Source organism: Rheinheimera faecalis (genome assembly GCF_021290965.1).
GTDB lineage: Bacteria > Pseudomonadota > Gammaproteobacteria > Enterobacterales > Alteromonadaceae > Pararheinheimera > Pararheinheimera faecalis.
The window spans coordinates 115,223-133,117 of the sequence record NZ_JAJOYT010000003.1; the positions used below are offsets into that span (position 1 = coordinate 115,223).

A 17,895-nucleotide genomic window follows, 5' to 3' on the forward strand; every position below is an offset into this window, starting at 1 on the left:
GAACCCTTCGGATGAAAAAAATTACCTTAACAGCCTTAAGCGTTGCGATAGCGCTTGGTCTGGCAGCCTGTGGCAAAGCCCCGGAAACCACCACCACTGAAACCGCAAAACCAGCAGCAGAACAACAAGCTACAGCCGCTGTAGCAGCCTTAGTTTCTGGTGTGGACAAAGAAAACTTTGATTCAGCAGTACGTTTTCAGGATGACTTCTTTTTAGCTGTGAACGGCGGCTGGCTCAATAAAACTGAAATCCCTGCGGAAAAATCTTCGTACGGCTCTTTCCATGTATTGGCAGATAATTCTCAATTGGCCGTTAAAGCCATTATTGATGAAGTCGCCAGCCGCACTGATTTAGCGCCTGGTTCAGATGGCCATAAGTTAGGTAGCTTCTACAACAGTTATATGAATGAAGCCAAACTGGAAGAGCTGGGTTTAACCGCCTTACAGCCTCAGTTAGAACTGATCCAGGGCTTAAAAGATAAAAAGCAACTGGCCAGCACTTTTGCCTCTTTGCAACGTGATGGCGTAACTATTCCATTAGGTTGGTATGTTAACAACGATGCGAAAAAATCGACTGAATACGCTGTTTATGCGGATCAAAGCGGTTTAGGTTTACCAGACCGTGATTACTACACCAAAGATGACGAAGCTTCGAAAAAAATTCAGTCTGAATATCAGACTTACCTGTTGGATTTATTTACTTTAGCTAAGCATGCAGACCCTGCAGCTGCGGCTAAACGTGTGTATGCACTGGAAACTGAACTGGCGAAAAACCAGTGGACCCGTGTACAAAACCGCGACGCGGATAAAACCTATAACAAAGTATCCACTGCTGATTTAGCCAAAACTCTGGGTGAGTTAAGCTGGAGCGACTTTGCTGCTGGCTCCAAACTGAACAATGTGAATGAAATCATTATTGGTCAGCCAAGCTACTTTGAAGCGCTAGGTAAAATTGTTGCCGCTACAGATATACAAAGCTGGCAGGACTACCTGACTTTCCACACGGTCAATGCTTACGCGGACAAGCTGAATAAAGCTTTTGAAGACCGTCAGTTCCAGTTTTATTCCACTACTTTACGTGGCGTAAAAGAGCAAAAACCACGCTGGAAAAAAGCAGTGGATGCCAGTGACTCTGTATTAGGTGAGTTAACAGGCAAGCTGTATGTGGAACGTCACTTCAAACCAGAAGCCAAAGCTCATATGGAAAAGCTGGTGGCGAACTTAATCAAAGCTTACGAGCAGTCGATTAAAGATCTGGAATGGATGTCAGAAGATACCAAAAAAGCTGCATTGGTTAAATTGGGTACTTTTACACCAAAAATCGGTTACCCGAACAAGTGGAAAGATTACTCCAGCCTGGAGATTAAAGCCGATGATTTAGTAGGTAACTTTGTGCGTTCAACCCATTGGGGTTACGACCAGATGCTGGCTAAATTAGGTAAGCCAATTGATAAAGACGAGTGGTACATGACACCTCAAACGGTGAATGCGTACTACAACCCTGCGAACAACGAAATTGTGTTCCCTGCTGCTATTTTGCAACCTCCATTCTTTAATATGGCGGCTGAAGATGCGGTGAACTACGGTGGTATTGGCGCTGTCATTGGCCACGAAATTGGCCATGGGTTTGACGACCAGGGCGCCAAGTATGATGGCGAAGGCAACTTACGCAACTGGTGGACAGAGCAGGACGAAACTAAATTCCAGGCTTTGGGCAAAGCTTTAAGCGCACAGTACAGCAAATATGAGCCGGTACCGGGTCATTTCGTTAATGGTGATTTGACCTTAGGTGAAAACATCGGTGATTTAGGTGGTTTAACTGTAGCTCTGAAAGCCTACCATATCTCACTGGAAGGCAAAGAAGCTCCTGTGATGGATGGTTTTACCGGTGATCAGCGTGTGTTATTAAGCTGGGCTCAGGTATGGCGTTCTAAATACCGCGATGAAGTGATGAAAGAGCAATTAGCGACTGACCCACATTCACCGCCACATTACCGCGTCAACGGTATTGTTTCCAGCCTGCCAGTCTTCTACACAGCTTTTGATGTGAAAGAAGGTGACAAGCTGTATATAGCGCCGGAAAAGCGCGTGAAGATTTGGTAATTCGTTTTTATTACTGACAAATGGCCGCTTAATGCGGCCATTTGGTTATCTGCACGACCAGTTTTAGCATTATTCTTGAGAATGATTCTCAACTGGGAGTGGTATTCACGAAAGTTATAGCGACTATAAGCTTGCTTGCTTATACTCAGGTGTCAATTCAGGCGGTTTTTTCTTATAATCCAGCCTGTTCGAGATTCCTGTCTATCGCTGCAGTACTCTGTGGCGACCTAACCAGAGGACATTACTGTGCTTCAACAATACCGTGAACATGTAGCCGAACGTGCGGCTCAAGGCATTCCTCCATTACCACTTAATGCGCAACAAGTGGCGTCTTTAACTGATTTATTGAAAAACCCACCAGCAGGTGAAGGTGAATTCTTAGTTGATTTGTTAGAAAACCGTATTCCACCTGGTGTGGATGAAGCTGCTTATGTCAAAGCTGGTTTTTTAACTGCTGTCGCTAAAGGCGAAGTAACAAGCCCGTTAGTGACACCAGAGCGTGCGACTGAATTATTAGGCACCATGTTTGGTGGCTACAATATCCAGCCGATGATCGACTTGCTGGATAACCCAAAATTAGCGGCTTTAGCAGCCAAAGGTTTATCTCATACCTTACTGATGTTTGATTCTTTCCATGACGTGAAAGAAAAAGCAGACGCAGGTAATGTGCACGCCAAAGCTGTATTACAAAGCTGGGCTGATGCCGAGTGGTATACCAGTAAGCCTGCTATCCCTGAAAAAATCACTGTCACTGTATTTAAAGTGACAGGCGAGACGAACACTGACGATTTATCGCCAGCTCCGGATGCATGGTCACGCCCTGATATTCCTCTGCACGCTTTAGCTATGCTGAAAAACGTGCGTGATGGTATCGAGCCTGATGCACCTGGTTCAAAAGGCCCTGTGAAACAAATCGAAGCATTAATCGCCAAAGGTTTCCCACTGGCTTATGTGGGTGATGTGGTCGGTACTGGTTCAAGCCGTAAATCAGCCACTAACTCAGTGCTGTGGTTTATGGGTGACGACATTCCATTCGTACCAAACAAGCGTACTGGTGGTGTGTGTTTAGGTAGCAAAATTGCACCTATTTTCTTCAACACTATGGAAGACTCAGGTTCATTACCTATTGAATTAGATGTGTCGAACATGAACATGGGTGATGTGATCGACATTTTCCCACATCAGGGCGTAGTGAAACGCCACGGCACAGATGAAGTAGTTTCTACTTTTGAACTGCGTTCTAACGTGTTGCTTGATGAAGTACGTGCCGGTGGCCGTATTCCACTGATCATAGGTCGTGGTTTAACAGACAAAGCCCGTGAAGCTTTAGGTTTAGCCCACTCTACAGTGTTCGAACGTCCTGCTGTCACTGAAGTGACCAACAAAGGTTTCACTTTAGCGCAGAAGTTGGTTGGTAAAGCTTGTGGCGTCAAAGGTATTAGACCTGGCCAATACTGTGAACCAAAAATGACCACAGTTGGCTCGCAAGACACTACAGGTCCTATGACTCGTGATGAGTTAAAAGACTTAGCCTGTTTAGGTTTCTCTGCTGATTTAGTGATGCAGTCCTTCTGTCACACTGCTGCTTATCCTAAGCCGGTTGACGTGAACACGCACCACACACTGCCAGATTTCATCATGAACCGTGGTGGTATCTCTTTGCGTCCAGGTGATGGTGTTATCCACAGCTGGTTAAACCGTATGTTGTTACCAGACACTGTAGGTACTGGTGGTGACTCTCACACCCGTTTCCCTATTGGTATCTCTTTCCCTGCAGGTTCTGGTTTAGTAGCTTTTGCTGCTGCTACTGGTGTAATGCCACTGGATATGCCTGAGTCTGTGTTGGTGCGTTTTAAAGGCGAAATGCAGCCTGGTATTACGTTACGCGATTTAGTGCATGCTATTCCTTACTACGGTATCAAGCAGGGCTTGCTGACTGTTGAGAAGAAAGGCAAGGTCAATATTTTCTCTGGCCGTGTGTTAGAAATTGAAGGTCTGGAGCATTTAACGGCTGAACAGGCTTTTGAATTGTCTGACGCTTCAGCCGAACGTTCAGCTGCAGGTTGTACTATCACTTTGTCTGAAGCTTCAGTGGCAGAGTACTTAGAATCCAATATCGTGATGTTAAAGTGGATGCTGAGCGAAGGTTATGGCGACGTACGTACTATTGAACGTCGTATTCAAGCGATGCAAGCCTGGTTAGCGGATCCAAAACTGGAACGTGCTGATGCTGACGCTGAATATGCGGCCATCATCGACATCGATCTGGCTGACATTAAAGAGCCAATACTGTGTGCACCAAACGACCCGGATGATGCCCGTTTATTGTCGCAAGTTGCAGGCGACAAAATTGATGAAGTCTTTATCGGTTCTTGTATGACTAACATCGGCCACTTCCGTGCTGCTGGTAAACTGTTGGACAAGTTCAAAGGCCAGATCCCAACCCGTCTGTGGATTGCTCCACCAACCAAGATGGATAAAGATCAGCTGACCGAAGAAGGTTATTACGGTATTTACGGCCGTGTTGGCGCCCGTATTGAGATCCCAGGTTGCTCATTATGTATGGGTAACCAGGCTCGTGTAGGCGACAATACCACTGTGGTCTCTACTTCTACCCGTAACTTCCCTAACCGTTTAGGTCAGGGCGCTAACGTTTATCTGGCTTCTGCTGAATTAGCTGCTGTTGCATCTATTATCGGCCGTCTGCCAACAGTGCCAGAGTACCTGGAGTACGCTAAACAGATCGAAACTACAGCAGCGGATACTTACCGCTACCTGAATTTCCATCAGATGAGCCAGTACACCAGCAAAGCGGCCAACGTGATTATCCAGCAAGCTGTATAATTATTTAGGGTGCGAGAGTTTTAAGAAAAGGCCCGCTTAGCGGGCCTTTCTATTTGGAACAGTGATGGAATTCGATTTTATCTACAACACTGATGCGAAACGCTATAGCCTGAAGTTAAGTTCTGAGCAGCTGGCGTTGCAGTGTTTTTTACTGGACGAGTTTGAACCTAAGGCAAGTGCGTATCAGCCGCTGCTGGAGCAGCTACAACAGCTGAATGCTCAGAGTCAGTATCAATGGGATGGCAAAGAGTATCGCCTGACGGTACAGGCTTCTGAAGTGGTCATTTGTCATTACGCATTGTTGCAGGAAGGAAGTCCTCAAATGGAGTTGGATCCAGAGCAGGATTTGGAGTTGGATCAAAGTCAGCTTTATGCCGAATGTGGCCTGGAAGATCTGCTGCATTTAGTACAGCAATGGCAGCAATTTTTACCCGCCTGATTCAGTTTTTTCACCCATCAGCTGCACTCTGGCAGTGAATAAATGCACCTTATTGGTGCGTTTTTTTTGAGCATTTGAAAATTAATTTAGTAACTTATTGAAAAATAACAATTATAAATCTTGGCACAAGGTTTTCTTGTCTTATTGGCAAATGCAACAAGACACCATAAGGATAATAACCATGAAACTCGTATGTGCCATCATCAAGCCATTTAAGCTTGACGATGTCCGTGAAGCGATTGCGGACATCGGTATTGAAGGTCTTACTGTGACAGAAGTGAAAGGCTTCGGTCGTCAGAAAGGTCATACAGAACTTTACCGGGGAGCGGAATACCAGGTCGATTTTTTACCTAAAGTAAAATTGGAGATCGCGGTATTGGATGAAAACGTCGAGCGTTTATTGGAAGTGATCCAAAAAGCTGCACACACAGGCCGTATCGGTGACGGAAAAATCTTCGTTTATGATCTGGAACAAGTAGTGCGTATCCGCACAGGTGAAATGGACTCAGAAGCCATCTAAAGGGGTAAATCATGCAGGAACAAATTTATCATTTACAGTTTGCGATGGACACCTTTTATTTTTTGGTGTGTGGCGCTTTAGTGATGTGGATGGCCGCTGGCTTTTCAATGCTGGAAGCTGGCTTGGTACGTGCGAAAAATACGACTGAAATTTTGACCAAAAACGTGGTGTTGTACTCAGTATCATGTGTGATGTATCTGATCTGTGGTTACCAGCTAATGTATGGCGGTGGCTACTTCTTAACTGGTATTGGTGAAGTGGATGTAGCACAAACTTTAACTAGTTTTGCTGAACGTGAAAACGGTTTTGAAGGTAAAGCGATTTACTCTAAAGCTTCTGATTTCTTCTTCCAGGTGGTGTTTGTAGCAACTGCTATGTCTATCGTATCTGGTGCTGTAGCTGAGCGTATGAAGTTGTGGGCTTTCCTGACCTTTGCAGTGGTGATGACAGGTGTTATTTACCCAATGGAAGGTTCGTGGACCTGGGGTGGTCAGTCTGTGTTTGGTTTATACAGCTTAGGTGATTTAGGTTTCTCTGACTTCGCAGGTTCAGGCATAGTGCATTTGGCCGGTGCTGCTGCTGCTCTAGCTGGCGTTCTGCTGTTAGGCGCCCGTAAAGGCAAATACGGTAAAGACGGCAAAGCTCATGCATTCCCTGGTTCCAATATGCCACTGGCGGCTTTAGGTACTTTAATTCTGTGGTTAGGCTGGTTTGGCTTTAACGGTGGCTCAGTATTGAAATTAGGCGATATTGCTAACGCTAATGCTGTGGCTGTAGTGTTCTTAAATACCAATGCTGCTGCTGCTGCCGGAACTATTGCTGCAATAGGCTTGTCTATGTTGTTGTTTAAAAAGGCTGATTTAACCATGGCGTTAAACGGTGCTTTAGCTGGTCTGGTGGCTATTACCGCAGAACCTTCAACACCAACACCTTTAGAAGCTTCTATCTTTGGTGCTATCGCCGGTGTGTTAGTGGTGGGTTCTATCCTGGCCTTAGACAAGTTAAAAATTGATGACCCTGTAGGTGCGATTTCTGTGCACGGTACTGTAGGTTTATTCGGATTATTGATTGTTCCTCTGACCAAAGAGTCGGCCTCATTAATGGGTCAACTAGCTGGTGCTGCTACTATTTTCGTCTGGGTTTTTGTGGCGAGTTTAATAGTGTGGTTTGCTTTGAAAATGACAGTGGGTATCCGTGTCACAGAGCAGGAAGAATATGAAGGTGTTGATCGTTCAGAGTGTGGTGTAGAAGCTTATCCTGAATTTGTATCGACAGTAAAGTAGGCAGCCTGGGAAGAGCCGGTGGGGCTTCTCAGGAGCTGGTTGCCAAGCCAGCCGCTACGCAAGTAGCAGTTGGTCTTGGCAACTAAACCCGTACCACCAAATTCGTCTATCCTTGTCCTTTGTCTTTATCAGACAACCCCGGCGGCGCGAGCTTCCGGGGTTTTTTCTTGTGGTCTTAGCCACGGACCTGTGCGCTGTTTTAGTGCAGTCGCCAAATCATTTTGCAAAGAACGCATGTAATCTAACAGCTGTTTTCAAACAGGAAAAGAGCCCTGGTGAAAAAACAACATTATTGTTAGTGCGAAAACTCTAAAATGCGTCAGAGTGGCGCAAAGGGTGCATTAATTTGGTGCATTTTTGATGCTACTGATTGGGATCTTGAGGAAATAAAAAGCGGTATGCTGAAAATAAGACGGGCCGCGAACTTCGCGGCCCCTAAAACTTGGTGGCGTCCTTCCAACCACTATCCCTGATGGATCATCCCTGTGCTCGTCCTGAACATTCCAACTGCATTCTTGCAGCATCCCTCTCCATGTAACCCTCATCCTGAGAGTACCTTCTGCCTCCGGCAGAGTCCTTATCCTTTTATCTTCATCCTGAAGATGTATGCTCACTCCGGAGCCTGTCCTGTTCATCCTTGTGCTGCCCTGCACAATCCTTTGATATCCTTGCTTCCTGCTGCTACCTCTTGTAGCTTGTCCTGCTAAACATCTTGTTTAGCTGCCGCATCCAGCGACGAAGTAATTATCGTACATTTATCGCTGGAAAAGGACCCCATTTGTTAAATACTTGTAGTGAAACATTATTGTAATTTTCGTATTTTCCCATGTATTTCTTTATTTATCATTGTCTTAACTAAATGTTATTGGAGTGTTGCTTGCAGTAAAAGCTGCATTGGCTTACTGATTTGTGAGATATATCTCACAAAGAAACAGGGCAATTGTCTGTCTGTTTCTGACAGACGTGAAAACTACTGACCAATACCAGCCAAATTGGTATGATCGGCCACCCTTGATTCTGATGAGATAGTTATGGCCCGGGAACAATCAGGCATTTGTGCCGAAGCAAATTTGCATTGTTGTTATGTATTGCTGAATGCCTTAGATGGCCATGAGCATTATGTACGCCTGCAGTTAGCCAAAGTACCTATGTTAGCTGAACGTTTATCTGATCAGTTTTCTGAGGCGATGCTTAATGTTGTTGTTGCAGTAGGCCAAAACTACTGGCGTCATTTGTATCCGGAGCATCAACCAGAACCCTGGCCTGATTTTACGGATAATCTGGCAGATTTATCTGTTGTGTCACCCGATTTGTTGATTCAGATCCGGGCAGACCGTTTTGATGTCATCCATATTGCCACTCAACAAATTTATTCTTTGCTGCATCAGCATGTGGATCTGTATGAGCAATTGCATGCATTCCGTTATCTGGATGGCCGTAATCTGACAGGCTTTCATGACAGCCCTGATAACCCTAAGGGGAAGCAACGACGCTCCTGCGCTTTGATCAGCAATGAGCCAAAAAGCCCGATGAGTGCCGGCAGTTATGTCTATATGCTGCGCTATCAATATGATTTACAGCGTTGGCAGCAACTGACGATGCCAGAGCAGGAAGCTGTAATGGGACGTAATAAGCTGGATGGTCAATTAGTGCCGTCAGCGCAGCGCCAGTTAAACTCTCATGCAGATAAAACGGCATTAGAAAACCAAGCTGGCCGTAAACAAATTCTCTGGCAAAACATGCCTGTGGCAGATATTCGCTCACAAGGTATGATTTCTATTGGTTTTTCAGCCAACGCAACAGATGTACCTTTATGGCTGTCAACCCGTTTGGGTGGTAACACCGAAGATGCAGATTTATTGCTGGATTATTGCCAAATTGAAGCGGGGGCTGCTTTTTTTGCCCCCTCTATTAATTTTCTGGAAGAGCAGGCTGGATCAGACCTTTTCAAATAACTCAGTCACCTTGTTTAAGGTGAAGTTAATATTTTTCACGCTGGTAGGGGCGATAAAAATGGTGTCATCACCCGCTATAGTGCCCAATACGCCTTCAGCTTTACCCACAGAATCCAGTAAGCGCGCAATCAGCTGAGCTGCACCAGGGCTGGTACGGATAATAATCATCACATCGTTGTGTTCAATATCCAGCACTAATTGACGCAGCGGACTTTTGGTGGTGGGAACACCCAGTTCTGGTGGCAAACAATACACCATTTCTTGCTTGGCATTACGGGTACGCACTGCGCCGTATTTGCTTAACATGCGGGATACTTTTGATTGACTTATATTGTCAAATCCTTCCGCTTTCAGCGCATCAACAATATCGCTTTGGGAACCAAAACGCTCTTCTTTTAATAAGGATTTAAAGGCTTGGATCAAAGCTTCTTGTTTCGATTGTTTAGTCATCATTTTTGTTTAAACTTTTTGTTTTTTCGGTCGTCTTGACCGAACTTGGACTAATACTGTGGTTCAGCAAGTAAATTACACCAAAATCGGATAAAATGCTTAGACTTTAGGCGTAAGTGATTTGTATTTTGTGCCACATTTCAGTATTGTTGGCGCGTTTCTTTTGAACCGTAAATTGGGAGAATAGCATGAAAGTTGCCGTATTAGGTGCTGCTGGTGGTATAGGTCAGGCGCTGTCTTTATTATTAAAGTTAAACTTACCAGCTGGTACTGATTTAGCTTTGTACGATTTAGCCCCTGTCACACCAGGTGTAGCTGTTGATTTAAGTCATATCCCTACAGCGGTAAAAATTACAGGTTTTGGTAAAGAAGACCTGAATAAAGCGCTGATTGGTGCTGATATCGTGATGATCCCTGCTGGTATGCCACGCAAGCCAGGTATGGATCGCTCTGATTTATTCAACATTAACGCTGGTGTAGTGAAGACTTTGGCTGAAGCTATTGTTGTGAATTGCCCTAAAGCTTTAGTGGGTGTGATCACTAACCCTGTGAATACCACTGTAGCTATCGCCGCTGAAGTGTTCAAAAAAGCCGGTACTTACGATCCTAAGCGTTTATTCGGTGTCACTACACTGGATGTGATCCGTGCTGAGACTTTTGTTGCTGAATTAAAAGGTAAAAACCCTGCTGAAATCTTAGTTCCAGTGATCGGTGGTCACAGCGGTACTACTATTCTGCCTCTGCTGTCTCAAGTCAAAGATGTCACTTTCACAGATGAAGAAGTGTCTTCATTAACTTACCGTATCCAGAATGCCGGAACTGAAGTAGTTGAAGCTAAAGCCGGTGGCGGATCTGCAACTCTGTCTATGGGTCAGGCTGCTGCACGTTTCTGTGTGTCTTTAGTGAAAGGCTTACAAGGCGAAAAAGTGACTGAATACGCTTATGTTGAAGGTCAGGGTGAACATGCCCGTTTCTTCGCACAACCAATCGTATTAGGCAAAAATGGTGTTGAAGCACTGTTACCTATCGGCGAGTTAAGTGCGTACGAGCAAAAAGCCATGAACGACATGTTAGGCACTTTAAAAGCTGACATCACCTTAGGCGAAGAGTTTGTTGCTAACGCAAACTAAGACGCTTTGAATAGGAAAAGCCAGCATCAGCTGGCTTTTTTATGTCCATGGAGGGACGGTAGGTCGCAACTGTCAGGAACGTTGTTGCGACCAGCTTTGGCGTGAGCCGTAGTTTTTAGTGATTTCGCTGCACTGCGATATCGGCTAACGTCAATAAAGCATCTTTGTAACCAGATTCTGGTAAAAAGGCGATCGCCTGACGGGCTTTTTCAGCTTCCTGATCGGCCATAGCACGAGTGTAATCAAAGGCTTTGGTTTGTTCTAAAATCGCCATGATACGGTCCAGATGCTGCATTCCATTAGCATGTTCAATCGCATCTTTGAGCAGTTGCTGATCATCACCACTGGTATGACGCAGCGCATAAATCAGTGGCAGCGTCGGTTTACCTTCGGCTAAATCATCACCGATGTTTTTACCCAGCTCGTCAGCATCTGCCTGATAATCCAATACATCGTCAATCAGTTGGAAAGCAGTGCCCAGATGCATGCCATAGAGCTTCATCGCATTCACCACAGATTCAGGCTGATTTGCCAGAATAGCGGCAAGCTGGGTGGCAGCTTCAAATAATTTAGCGGTTTTGCAGTAAATCACCTGCATGTAGTTTTGTTCGGACGTTTCCGGGTCGTTGACGTTCATCAACTGCAATACTTCGCCTTCAGCAATGATATTGGTGGCGTCGGCGAGGATTTGCATGATCTGCATTTTATCCAGCGACACCATCAGCTGAAACGCTCTTGTATAAAGGAAGTCGCCTACTAATACGCTGGCTTGGTTACCAAAAACTGCATTGGCTGTTTCTTTACCTCGGCGCAGCATGGATTCATCGACGACATCATCGTGCAGCAAAGTCGCGGTGTGAATGAATTCCACTATAGTGGCCAGAGTAATGTGTTGTTGACCTTCATAACCCAGCGCGCGCGCAGCTAATACAGCTAACAATGGGCGCAAACGTTTGCCGCCACTATTGACTATATAGATGCCAAGCTGATTAATCAGCGCCACCTCAGAACTAAGCTGAGAGAATATATGTTGGTTCACGGCCGTCATGTCGTTAAGACTGAGCTGGCGGATCTCTTCGAGCGTCATCTGGTAAAACAACTGCTTAGGTATAGAATGTGGCTGATTCTACACCATTGCAGCCGATCAGCTAAAGTAAAACCCGATCCTTTTTGTTGCTCACTGATCTTTTTAATAATTGTGCTTGCGAGGGTAGGGGAAATTGCGTACAATTCGCGCCCTGTGATTATAATTAACACGCCCTTAAAAGTCGGCGTGCTTTGTACGGAGTTAACTATGTACGCGGTTTTCCAAAGTGGTGGTAAACAGCACCGTGTAACGGAAGGGCAAACCCTTCGTCTAGAAAAACTAGACTTAGAAACCGGCGCAACTATTGAATTTTCAGCTCTGATGATCGCTAACGGCGAAGACATCAAGATCGGTACTCCTTTAGTTGAAGGCAGTAAAGTAACAGCGGAAGTGGTCAACCATGGCCGTGGCGATAAAGTTAAAATCGTCAAATTCCGTCGTCGTAAGCACTACCGTAAACAAGCTGGTCACCGCCAGTGGTTTACAGAAGTGAAAATTACCGGCATCAGCGCGTAATCGAAGGAGTAACTACTCATGGCAAGTAAAAAAGGTGTAGGTAGCACTCGTAACGGTCGCGATTCAGAAGCGAAACGCTTAGGTGTGAAACGTTTTGGTGGTGAGTCAGTATTAGCTGGCAACATCATCGTTCGTCAACGTGGTACTAAGTTCCACGCTGGTAGTAATGTTGGTATCGGTAAAGACCATACATTATTCGCCTTAACTGACGGTAAAGTGCAATTCGAAACGAAAGGCGAGCACAATCGCAAGTTCGTAAGCATCGTTAGCGAATAACGACGCATTGATTCGAAAAGCCCCGCCTAGTGCGGGGCTTTTTTATTAAGAATCGATCAAAGGCTGATACTTCAGTATGCTGAAGGTCAGTTTTGTTGCTTTCAATTCATCAGAGCCCTGCTATGCATTCATGTGCGGGTGGAATTGATAGTATAATGAGCCCATAGTTTTTTTAGATCAGGATAGTCCAGATGAAATTCGTAGATGAAGCGGAAATTCGGGTTGAAGCCGGCGATGGCGGCAACGGTATTGTCAGTTTCCGTCGCGAAAAGTTTGTCGCCAAAGGTGGCCCAAATGGTGGCGACGGTGGTGATGGTGGTGATGTTTATTTAATGGCTGACACCAACCTGAACACTTTGGTGGACTATCAGTTTGAAAAGTATCACCAGGCGGAACGTGGTCAGAATGGTATGAGTACCAACTGTACCGGTAAACGTGGTGATGACATGATTTTACGTGTGCCAGTTGGGACACGTGCTGTGGATATCGATACCGCAGAAGTTATTGGCGATTTGACCAAAAATGGTCAAAAGCTGATGATTGCTAAAGGTGGCTGGCATGGTTTGGGTAACGCCCGTTTTACCAGCAGCACCAACAGAGCGCCGCGTAAGAAAACCAATGGTACGCCAGGTGAAGTACGTAATATCCGCTTAGAGTTGCTGTTATTAGCTGATGTAGGTTTGTTAGGTCTGCCGAATGCTGGTAAGTCGACTCTGATCCGTGCTGTCTCTTCTGCTAAGCCAAAAGTAGCTGATTATCCTTTTACTACACTGGTTCCTAACCTGGGTGTAGTGCGGGTTGAAAGTCACCGTTCTTTCGTCATAGCCGATATTCCTGGTCTGATTGAAGGTGCGGCTGAAGGTGCCGGTTTAGGTATTCAGTTCTTAAAACACTTAGAACGTTGTCGTTTGTTATTGCACGTTGTTGATGTGTTGCCTGCTGATGGCTCAGATCCGGCTGAAAACGCTGTGACCATTTTAAATGAATTAGATAAATACAGTGACAAGTTGGCCAATAAACCACGTTGGTTAGTCTTCAATAAACTGGATTTAGTGCTGGAAGATGAACTGGAAGACGTGATTGAGCGTGTCACCAAAGCCATCAACTGGCAAGGTGAGGTTCATAGAATCGCTGCGGCCAGTCGCACTAATACCGAGCGTTTAGCTGCAGATATACTGAATTATATTGAATTGCTGCCGGTTGAAAAACCAAGAGAGCAGATCGAAGACGCTGTGAACTTCAAGTGGGATGATTATCATCAGGACGTATTGGCTGTTGCCGACGACCTTGACGATGAAGATGATGATTTCGATGAAGATGATTACGACGTTGAAGTAATTTACAAGCGCTGAGGTGACAATGCGGATTGCAATGATAGCGGCTATGGCCAATAACAGAGTAATTGGCAAAGATAACCAGATGCCCTGGCATTTACCGGCTGATCTAAAGCATTTTAAAAAAGTGACTTTAGGCAAGCCGGTTATTATGGGCAGGAAAACCTATCAGTCTATAGGTAAGGCGCTGCCAGGCCGCCGCAATATAGTGATTAGCAGGCAAAGCGGAGCACTCAGTGCAGATGCTGACTGGGTGCAAAGCATTGAGCAGGCTCTGGCTTTAGTACAACACGAAGCTGAAGTGATGATCATAGGCGGTGCTGAAATTTACCGTCAGGTGCTACCTTTAGCTGACACACTCTATATTACTGATATTGATTTGACCGTAGAAGGCGATGCCTTCTTTCCAGACTATCAAGCCGTTGCCCCCTGGCGCGAGATTGCATCTGAACGGCATGAGCCTGATCCACAAAATCCCCATTCTTATCATTTCCGCACCCTGAACAGAGAATGAACAGGTCTGCATTGCACCCGTTGCTACATGTTGTTACTATGGATTTGTCTGTTTTTTGACTGCTTCAGGAGTAATGTATGAAATTGTTGCCAGCAGTGTTCTGTGGTGTAGTGGTGGCCGGTGCAGTATTAGTGTCCCCAGTGGTGCATGCTGACGACCAGCTCGCTGCTTCTATGTGTGATTATGTCAAGGCTGACGATAAAAATAGATTACGCAAAGTATTAAGTGATTACCGCCTGCGTTTACGTAACATCTATGATGGTGTGACCTGTAACGGTGATAGCTTGGTGCGGTTTGCGATCAAGAATAATGCAGCGGACGTCGGTGAATTTATTGTGAAACAGTTACCGGCAGCTCAGGTTGCAGCTTCTGGTGATGTAGCATGGGCAGAGGGCAATGGTTTTGCTGCTTCTCCTTTGTTAGCTGTATTAAAAGAACGTGCGGGTGGTGGTGAGTAATTCACTAATACGATCAGAATAAAAAAATCCGCCATATGGCGGATTTTTTTTACTAACTAACCAGCTCAGACTTTGAACTGATCTACGGACTGGCGCAACTCTTCAGCTAAACGCGCTACTTCATGGCTGGACTGAGAGGTTTGTTCAGCGCCAGAAGCTGTTTGTTCAGCAATAGTCACAATGGATTCTAACAAGTGGCTGATTTCGTTAGACACCTGATTCTGCTCTTTGGCAGCGTGAGAGATTTGTTCGCTCATATCGTGCGCTAAGTGCACTGCGTTGGTGATAGATTCGAGTGCCTGAGCAGCAACTTCAGTTTGAGTCACACAATTTTCAGCCTGCTTCTTACCTTTGTTCATCGCTTCTACAGCTGCATGAGCACCGGTTTGCAGAACCTGAATCATCGCCTGTATTTCCTGAGTAGATGCCTGAGTTTTGCTTGCCAGAGAACGAACTTCATCTGCTACCACTGCGAAACCACGACCTTGTTCACCAGCACGAGCTGCTTCGATAGCAGCGTTTAATGCCAACAGGTTAGTCTGCTCTGCTATACCACGGATCACATCAAGGATGCTGCCGATTGACGCGCTGTCTTTATGCAGTTTGTTGATAACAGTAGAAGCTTGATCGACTTCTTTAGAGAGCTGCAGTATGGTTTGCTTGTTATTTTCAGAAATCACTTTCACACGCTCAGCTTCACTGTCTGCATTTTTGATTTCGGCCAAGGCGTCGTTTGAGCTTTGCATTACACCTTGTGAAGTGCTGCTCATCTCTGTAGTGGCTGTAGCGGCCTGAGTCACCTGAGACTTCTGTTCACGAATAGCTGTAGTCGTTTCCACAGTAATGGCTGAAGTCTGCTCTGAGGCTGCGGCAAGCTGCGTAGAACGGGAAATAATGCCCTGGATCAGCTGGCGTAAGTTGGTAATAACCTGATTACAGTTACGGGCCAGATCGCCAAACTCGTCCTGCGCCTTGTCATCCAGTCGTTTGGTTAAATCACCAGAAGCGACCACACCTAAAATTTCGTTCACTTTAGCTAATGGGACAGTAATGCTACGCACAGTGACCATGGCAATACCTACAGCTAAACCAATAGAAATCAGCACAACCAGGAATATAGTGGTAATAGCTCCAGTGACATCGGACTGAGCTTCAGCCTGAATTTCACCAGCGACAGTACGAGCTCGGGATAATAAGCGGTTTAAACCATCTAATGCAGTTTTGTTATGTGCTTCCGCTTGTGTCAGTTGTTTTTGCGCTTCAGCTGAAGCTGCTAACATTTGTGCTTTTAAGGTCAGAATGCCTTCATCACCAGCTAACAAATCATTAATCGCAGTAATTTTTTCTTCTAAATCAGCCACCATATCAACACTGGCTCCAGCCTCAGTTTTGATGGTATTCATTTGCTGAGTTACACCTTCTAAACGTGAGGTGACTTCATTAGAAATAGTATCTGCTGTGGTTGCTGAAGTAGTGCGTGTTAAGTCAACGACTACGCTGACTAAGGTATTTAATCCGGTTTCCAGTTCAGTGGCTGCTTTGCTGGCTTGTGGGAAACGACGGGCTACATCTCTGACGTCACTGAAATCTAATAATAAGGAAGCTGAGTCATCGGAATTTAATTCTACATCCGATAACTGAGAGGCAATCTGGTCACGTAACGTCAGGCTTTTGCTCAGCTCTGCGAATAGCTTTTTGCTGACAGGGGTGAATTCAGCATAAGCGGCTGAAACTTCTTTAAACGAATTCGCCAGAGTTTCTTCTTCTGCCACTACAGTTTGCAATGCTTTAGCCGCTGTATCGTACAACGCCTGCTCTGCACCGAACTGAGTTTCTAAATCTTTGACCTGTTTTACTTCAGTGGCATAAAACGCCTGCAGACTGATTTTGCTCATTTTGACAAATTCACTTTGCAGCACTGCACTATTTTCTAAAGCAGGGATCGAGATTTCATTTACTTGCGTGGTTGAGGCATTGATACTATTCAAGCTCATGTACGAGGTAATACCGATTACCAGTAGTAGGAGTGAAATTACACCAAAACCACCAATAATCCGAAGTGCTACCGTTAACTTCATAACCTTACTCCCAGTATCCAGGCTAAAAGGGCTTCATTGGCCCTGTCACCACACAATAAACAATTCAAAATACATTATTTTGAAACAGCGTCGCATTATAGCGTTATTTTTAGTCAGAAACACTATAACGCTGTGCCGTCTCAATACAATAGGCCGTTAAATAATTTCCCCATACAGCTCCGGTATCCAGTGCATGTATGCCTGCAACCGGGCTATAGCCCATCAATGCTGCCCAGTGTCCAAAAAATATCTGCGGGTGAGCTTTTTGTTGCCAAAATTGATACCACGGGGTCAGATTACTGACTTTATCCGGATGGCGCTTTTCTTTGAGTTCAAGTGCGCCATTTGCCAGACAAAATCGCATTCTGGTGCAACTGTTGATGGTAAAACGCCAGCGTTCTTCCAAAGTCCGGGCTTCAGACCATAAAGCAGGAGTATTGCCATACATCACGGCAAATAGCTTTTCCGGACTATCTTTCAGTACTTCACTTACTTCAGCTGCAGCTTGCAGTGCGACGTCCAGTGACCAATCCGGTGCTAAACCAGCATGAACTAATAACACTTGTCGTTTCGGGTCAAAATGCATTAAAGGTTGGTGTTGTAGCCAAAGTGCTAATTCAGGCAAGTCGGGGGCTTGAAGTAATTCGTTAAGTTGATCTTTGGCATCTACTTGAGCAAAACCAAAAACACAGGCCAGAAAATGTAAATCATGATTACCCAGAACTACTTGAGCTTTGTCGCCTAAAGAGCGAATAAATCTCAGCGTTGCTAATGAGTCTGGGCCTCTGGCGACTAAATCCCCACAAAACCACAGTTGATCCTGATTTGGATCAAACTGGATTTTAGTTAACAAGGATTGCAGTTGGGTAAAGCAGCCCTGAACATCACCTATCACATAGCTTGGCATCA

General features: G+C 45.3%; 16 protein-coding genes. 12 read left to right on the forward strand and 4 right to left on the reverse strand.

All coding sequences use genetic code 11. From position 1 onward, the window contains the following. Positions 1-11 precede the first annotated feature (11 nt). The 6 genes from LSG34_RS06840 (at position 12) to LSG34_RS06865 (ending at position 9,143) form a co-directional block, all read left to right on the forward strand. Positions 12-2,102, forward strand: a complete 2,091-nt coding sequence (locus LSG34_RS06840) for a M13 family metallopeptidase (protein ID WP_233008082.1) — start codon at positions 12-14, stop codon at positions 2,100-2,102. A gap of 246 nt (positions 2,103-2,348) precedes the next feature. Then, positions 2,349-4,946: a bifunctional aconitate hydratase 2/2-methylisocitrate dehydratase gene (gene acnB, locus LSG34_RS06845; RefSeq protein WP_233008083.1), complete on the forward strand. Its 2,598-nt coding sequence runs from the start codon at positions 2,349-2,351 to the stop codon at positions 4,944-4,946. 64 nt (positions 4,947-5,010) lie between these two features. Next, positions 5,011-5,385, forward strand: a complete 375-nt coding sequence (locus tag LSG34_RS06850; RefSeq protein ID WP_233008084.1) for a YacL family protein — start codon at positions 5,011-5,013, stop codon at positions 5,383-5,385. Positions 5,386-5,566: 181 nt separating this feature from the next. Further along, a complete protein-coding gene (glnK, locus tag LSG34_RS06855; RefSeq protein WP_008899672.1) occupies positions 5,567-5,905 on the forward strand; it encodes a P-II family nitrogen regulator in 339 nt (112 codons plus the stop codon). Between the two features lie 11 nt (positions 5,906-5,916). Continuing rightward, positions 5,917-7,188: an ammonium transporter gene (locus LSG34_RS06860; RefSeq protein WP_233008085.1), complete on the forward strand. Its 1,272-nt coding sequence runs from the start codon at positions 5,917-5,919 to the stop codon at positions 7,186-7,188. Positions 7,189-8,219: 1,031 nt separating this feature from the next. Beyond that, on the forward strand, positions 8,220-9,143 hold the full coding sequence (locus tag LSG34_RS06865; protein ID WP_233008086.1) for a Dyp-type peroxidase: 924 nt from the start codon (positions 8,220-8,222) through the stop codon (positions 9,141-9,143). On the opposite strand, the gene argR is transcribed toward LSG34_RS06865, so the two are convergent. Then, positions 9,126-9,596, reverse strand: a complete 471-nt coding sequence (argR, locus tag LSG34_RS06870) for a transcriptional regulator ArgR (protein ID WP_008899669.1) — start codon at positions 9,594-9,596, stop codon at positions 9,126-9,128. The two genes, LSG34_RS06865 and argR, sit on opposite strands and share 18 nt — an antisense overlap. 185 nt (positions 9,597-9,781) lie before the next feature. On the opposite strand from argR, the gene mdh reads away from it, so the two are divergent. Further along, positions 9,782-10,723, forward strand: a complete 942-nt coding sequence (gene mdh / locus LSG34_RS06875; protein WP_233008087.1) for a malate dehydrogenase — start codon at positions 9,782-9,784, stop codon at positions 10,721-10,723. A 115-nt stretch (positions 10,724-10,838) separates the two neighbouring features. On the opposite strand, the gene ispB is transcribed toward mdh, so the two are convergent. After that, complete coding sequence (gene ispB / locus LSG34_RS06880; protein ID WP_233008088.1) at positions 10,839-11,810, reverse strand: octaprenyl diphosphate synthase; 972 nt, start codon at positions 11,808-11,810, stop codon at positions 10,839-10,841. Positions 11,811-12,017: 207 nt separating this feature from the next. Here ispB and rplU point away from each other — a divergent pair, with 207 nt between their 5' ends. The 5 genes from rplU (at position 12,018) to LSG34_RS06905 (ending at position 14,908) form a co-directional block, all read left to right on the forward strand. After that, positions 12,018-12,326, forward strand: coding sequence for a 50S ribosomal protein L21 (rplU, locus tag LSG34_RS06885; RefSeq protein WP_008899666.1), 309 nt, complete (start codon positions 12,018-12,020; stop codon positions 12,324-12,326). A gap of 18 nt (positions 12,327-12,344) precedes the next feature. After that, positions 12,345-12,602 (forward strand): 50S ribosomal protein L27, encoded by a 258-nt coding sequence (gene rpmA, locus LSG34_RS06890; RefSeq protein WP_008899665.1) that lies wholly within the window; start codon positions 12,345-12,347, stop codon positions 12,600-12,602. Between the two features lie 191 nt (positions 12,603-12,793). Then, positions 12,794-13,954 carry an Obg family GTPase CgtA gene (cgtA, locus tag LSG34_RS06895; RefSeq protein WP_233008089.1) on the forward strand — a complete coding sequence of 387 codons (1,161 nt, stop codon included), beginning with the start codon at positions 12,794-12,796 and terminating at the stop codon, positions 13,952-13,954. 7 nt (positions 13,955-13,961) lie between these two features. Then, positions 13,962-14,450 carry a type 3 dihydrofolate reductase gene (folA, locus tag LSG34_RS06900; protein WP_233008090.1) on the forward strand — a complete coding sequence of 163 codons (489 nt, stop codon included), beginning with the start codon at positions 13,962-13,964 and terminating at the stop codon, positions 14,448-14,450. Between the two features lie 77 nt (positions 14,451-14,527). Then, positions 14,528-14,908, forward strand: a complete 381-nt coding sequence (locus LSG34_RS06905) for a DUF3718 domain-containing protein (protein WP_233008091.1) — start codon at positions 14,528-14,530, stop codon at positions 14,906-14,908. Positions 14,909-14,973: 65 nt separating this feature from the next. On the opposite strand, the gene LSG34_RS06910 is transcribed toward LSG34_RS06905, so the two are convergent. Continuing rightward, on the reverse strand, positions 14,974-16,986 hold the full coding sequence (locus LSG34_RS06910; protein WP_233008092.1) for a HAMP domain-containing methyl-accepting chemotaxis protein: 2,013 nt from the start codon (positions 16,984-16,986) through the stop codon (positions 14,974-14,976). A gap of 109 nt (positions 16,987-17,095) precedes the next feature. Next, positions 17,096-17,893 carry a symmetrical bis(5'-nucleosyl)-tetraphosphatase gene (locus tag LSG34_RS06915; RefSeq protein WP_233008093.1) on the reverse strand — a complete coding sequence of 266 codons (798 nt, stop codon included), beginning with the start codon at positions 17,891-17,893 and terminating at the stop codon, positions 17,096-17,098. Positions 17,894-17,895: the final 2 nt, after the last annotated feature.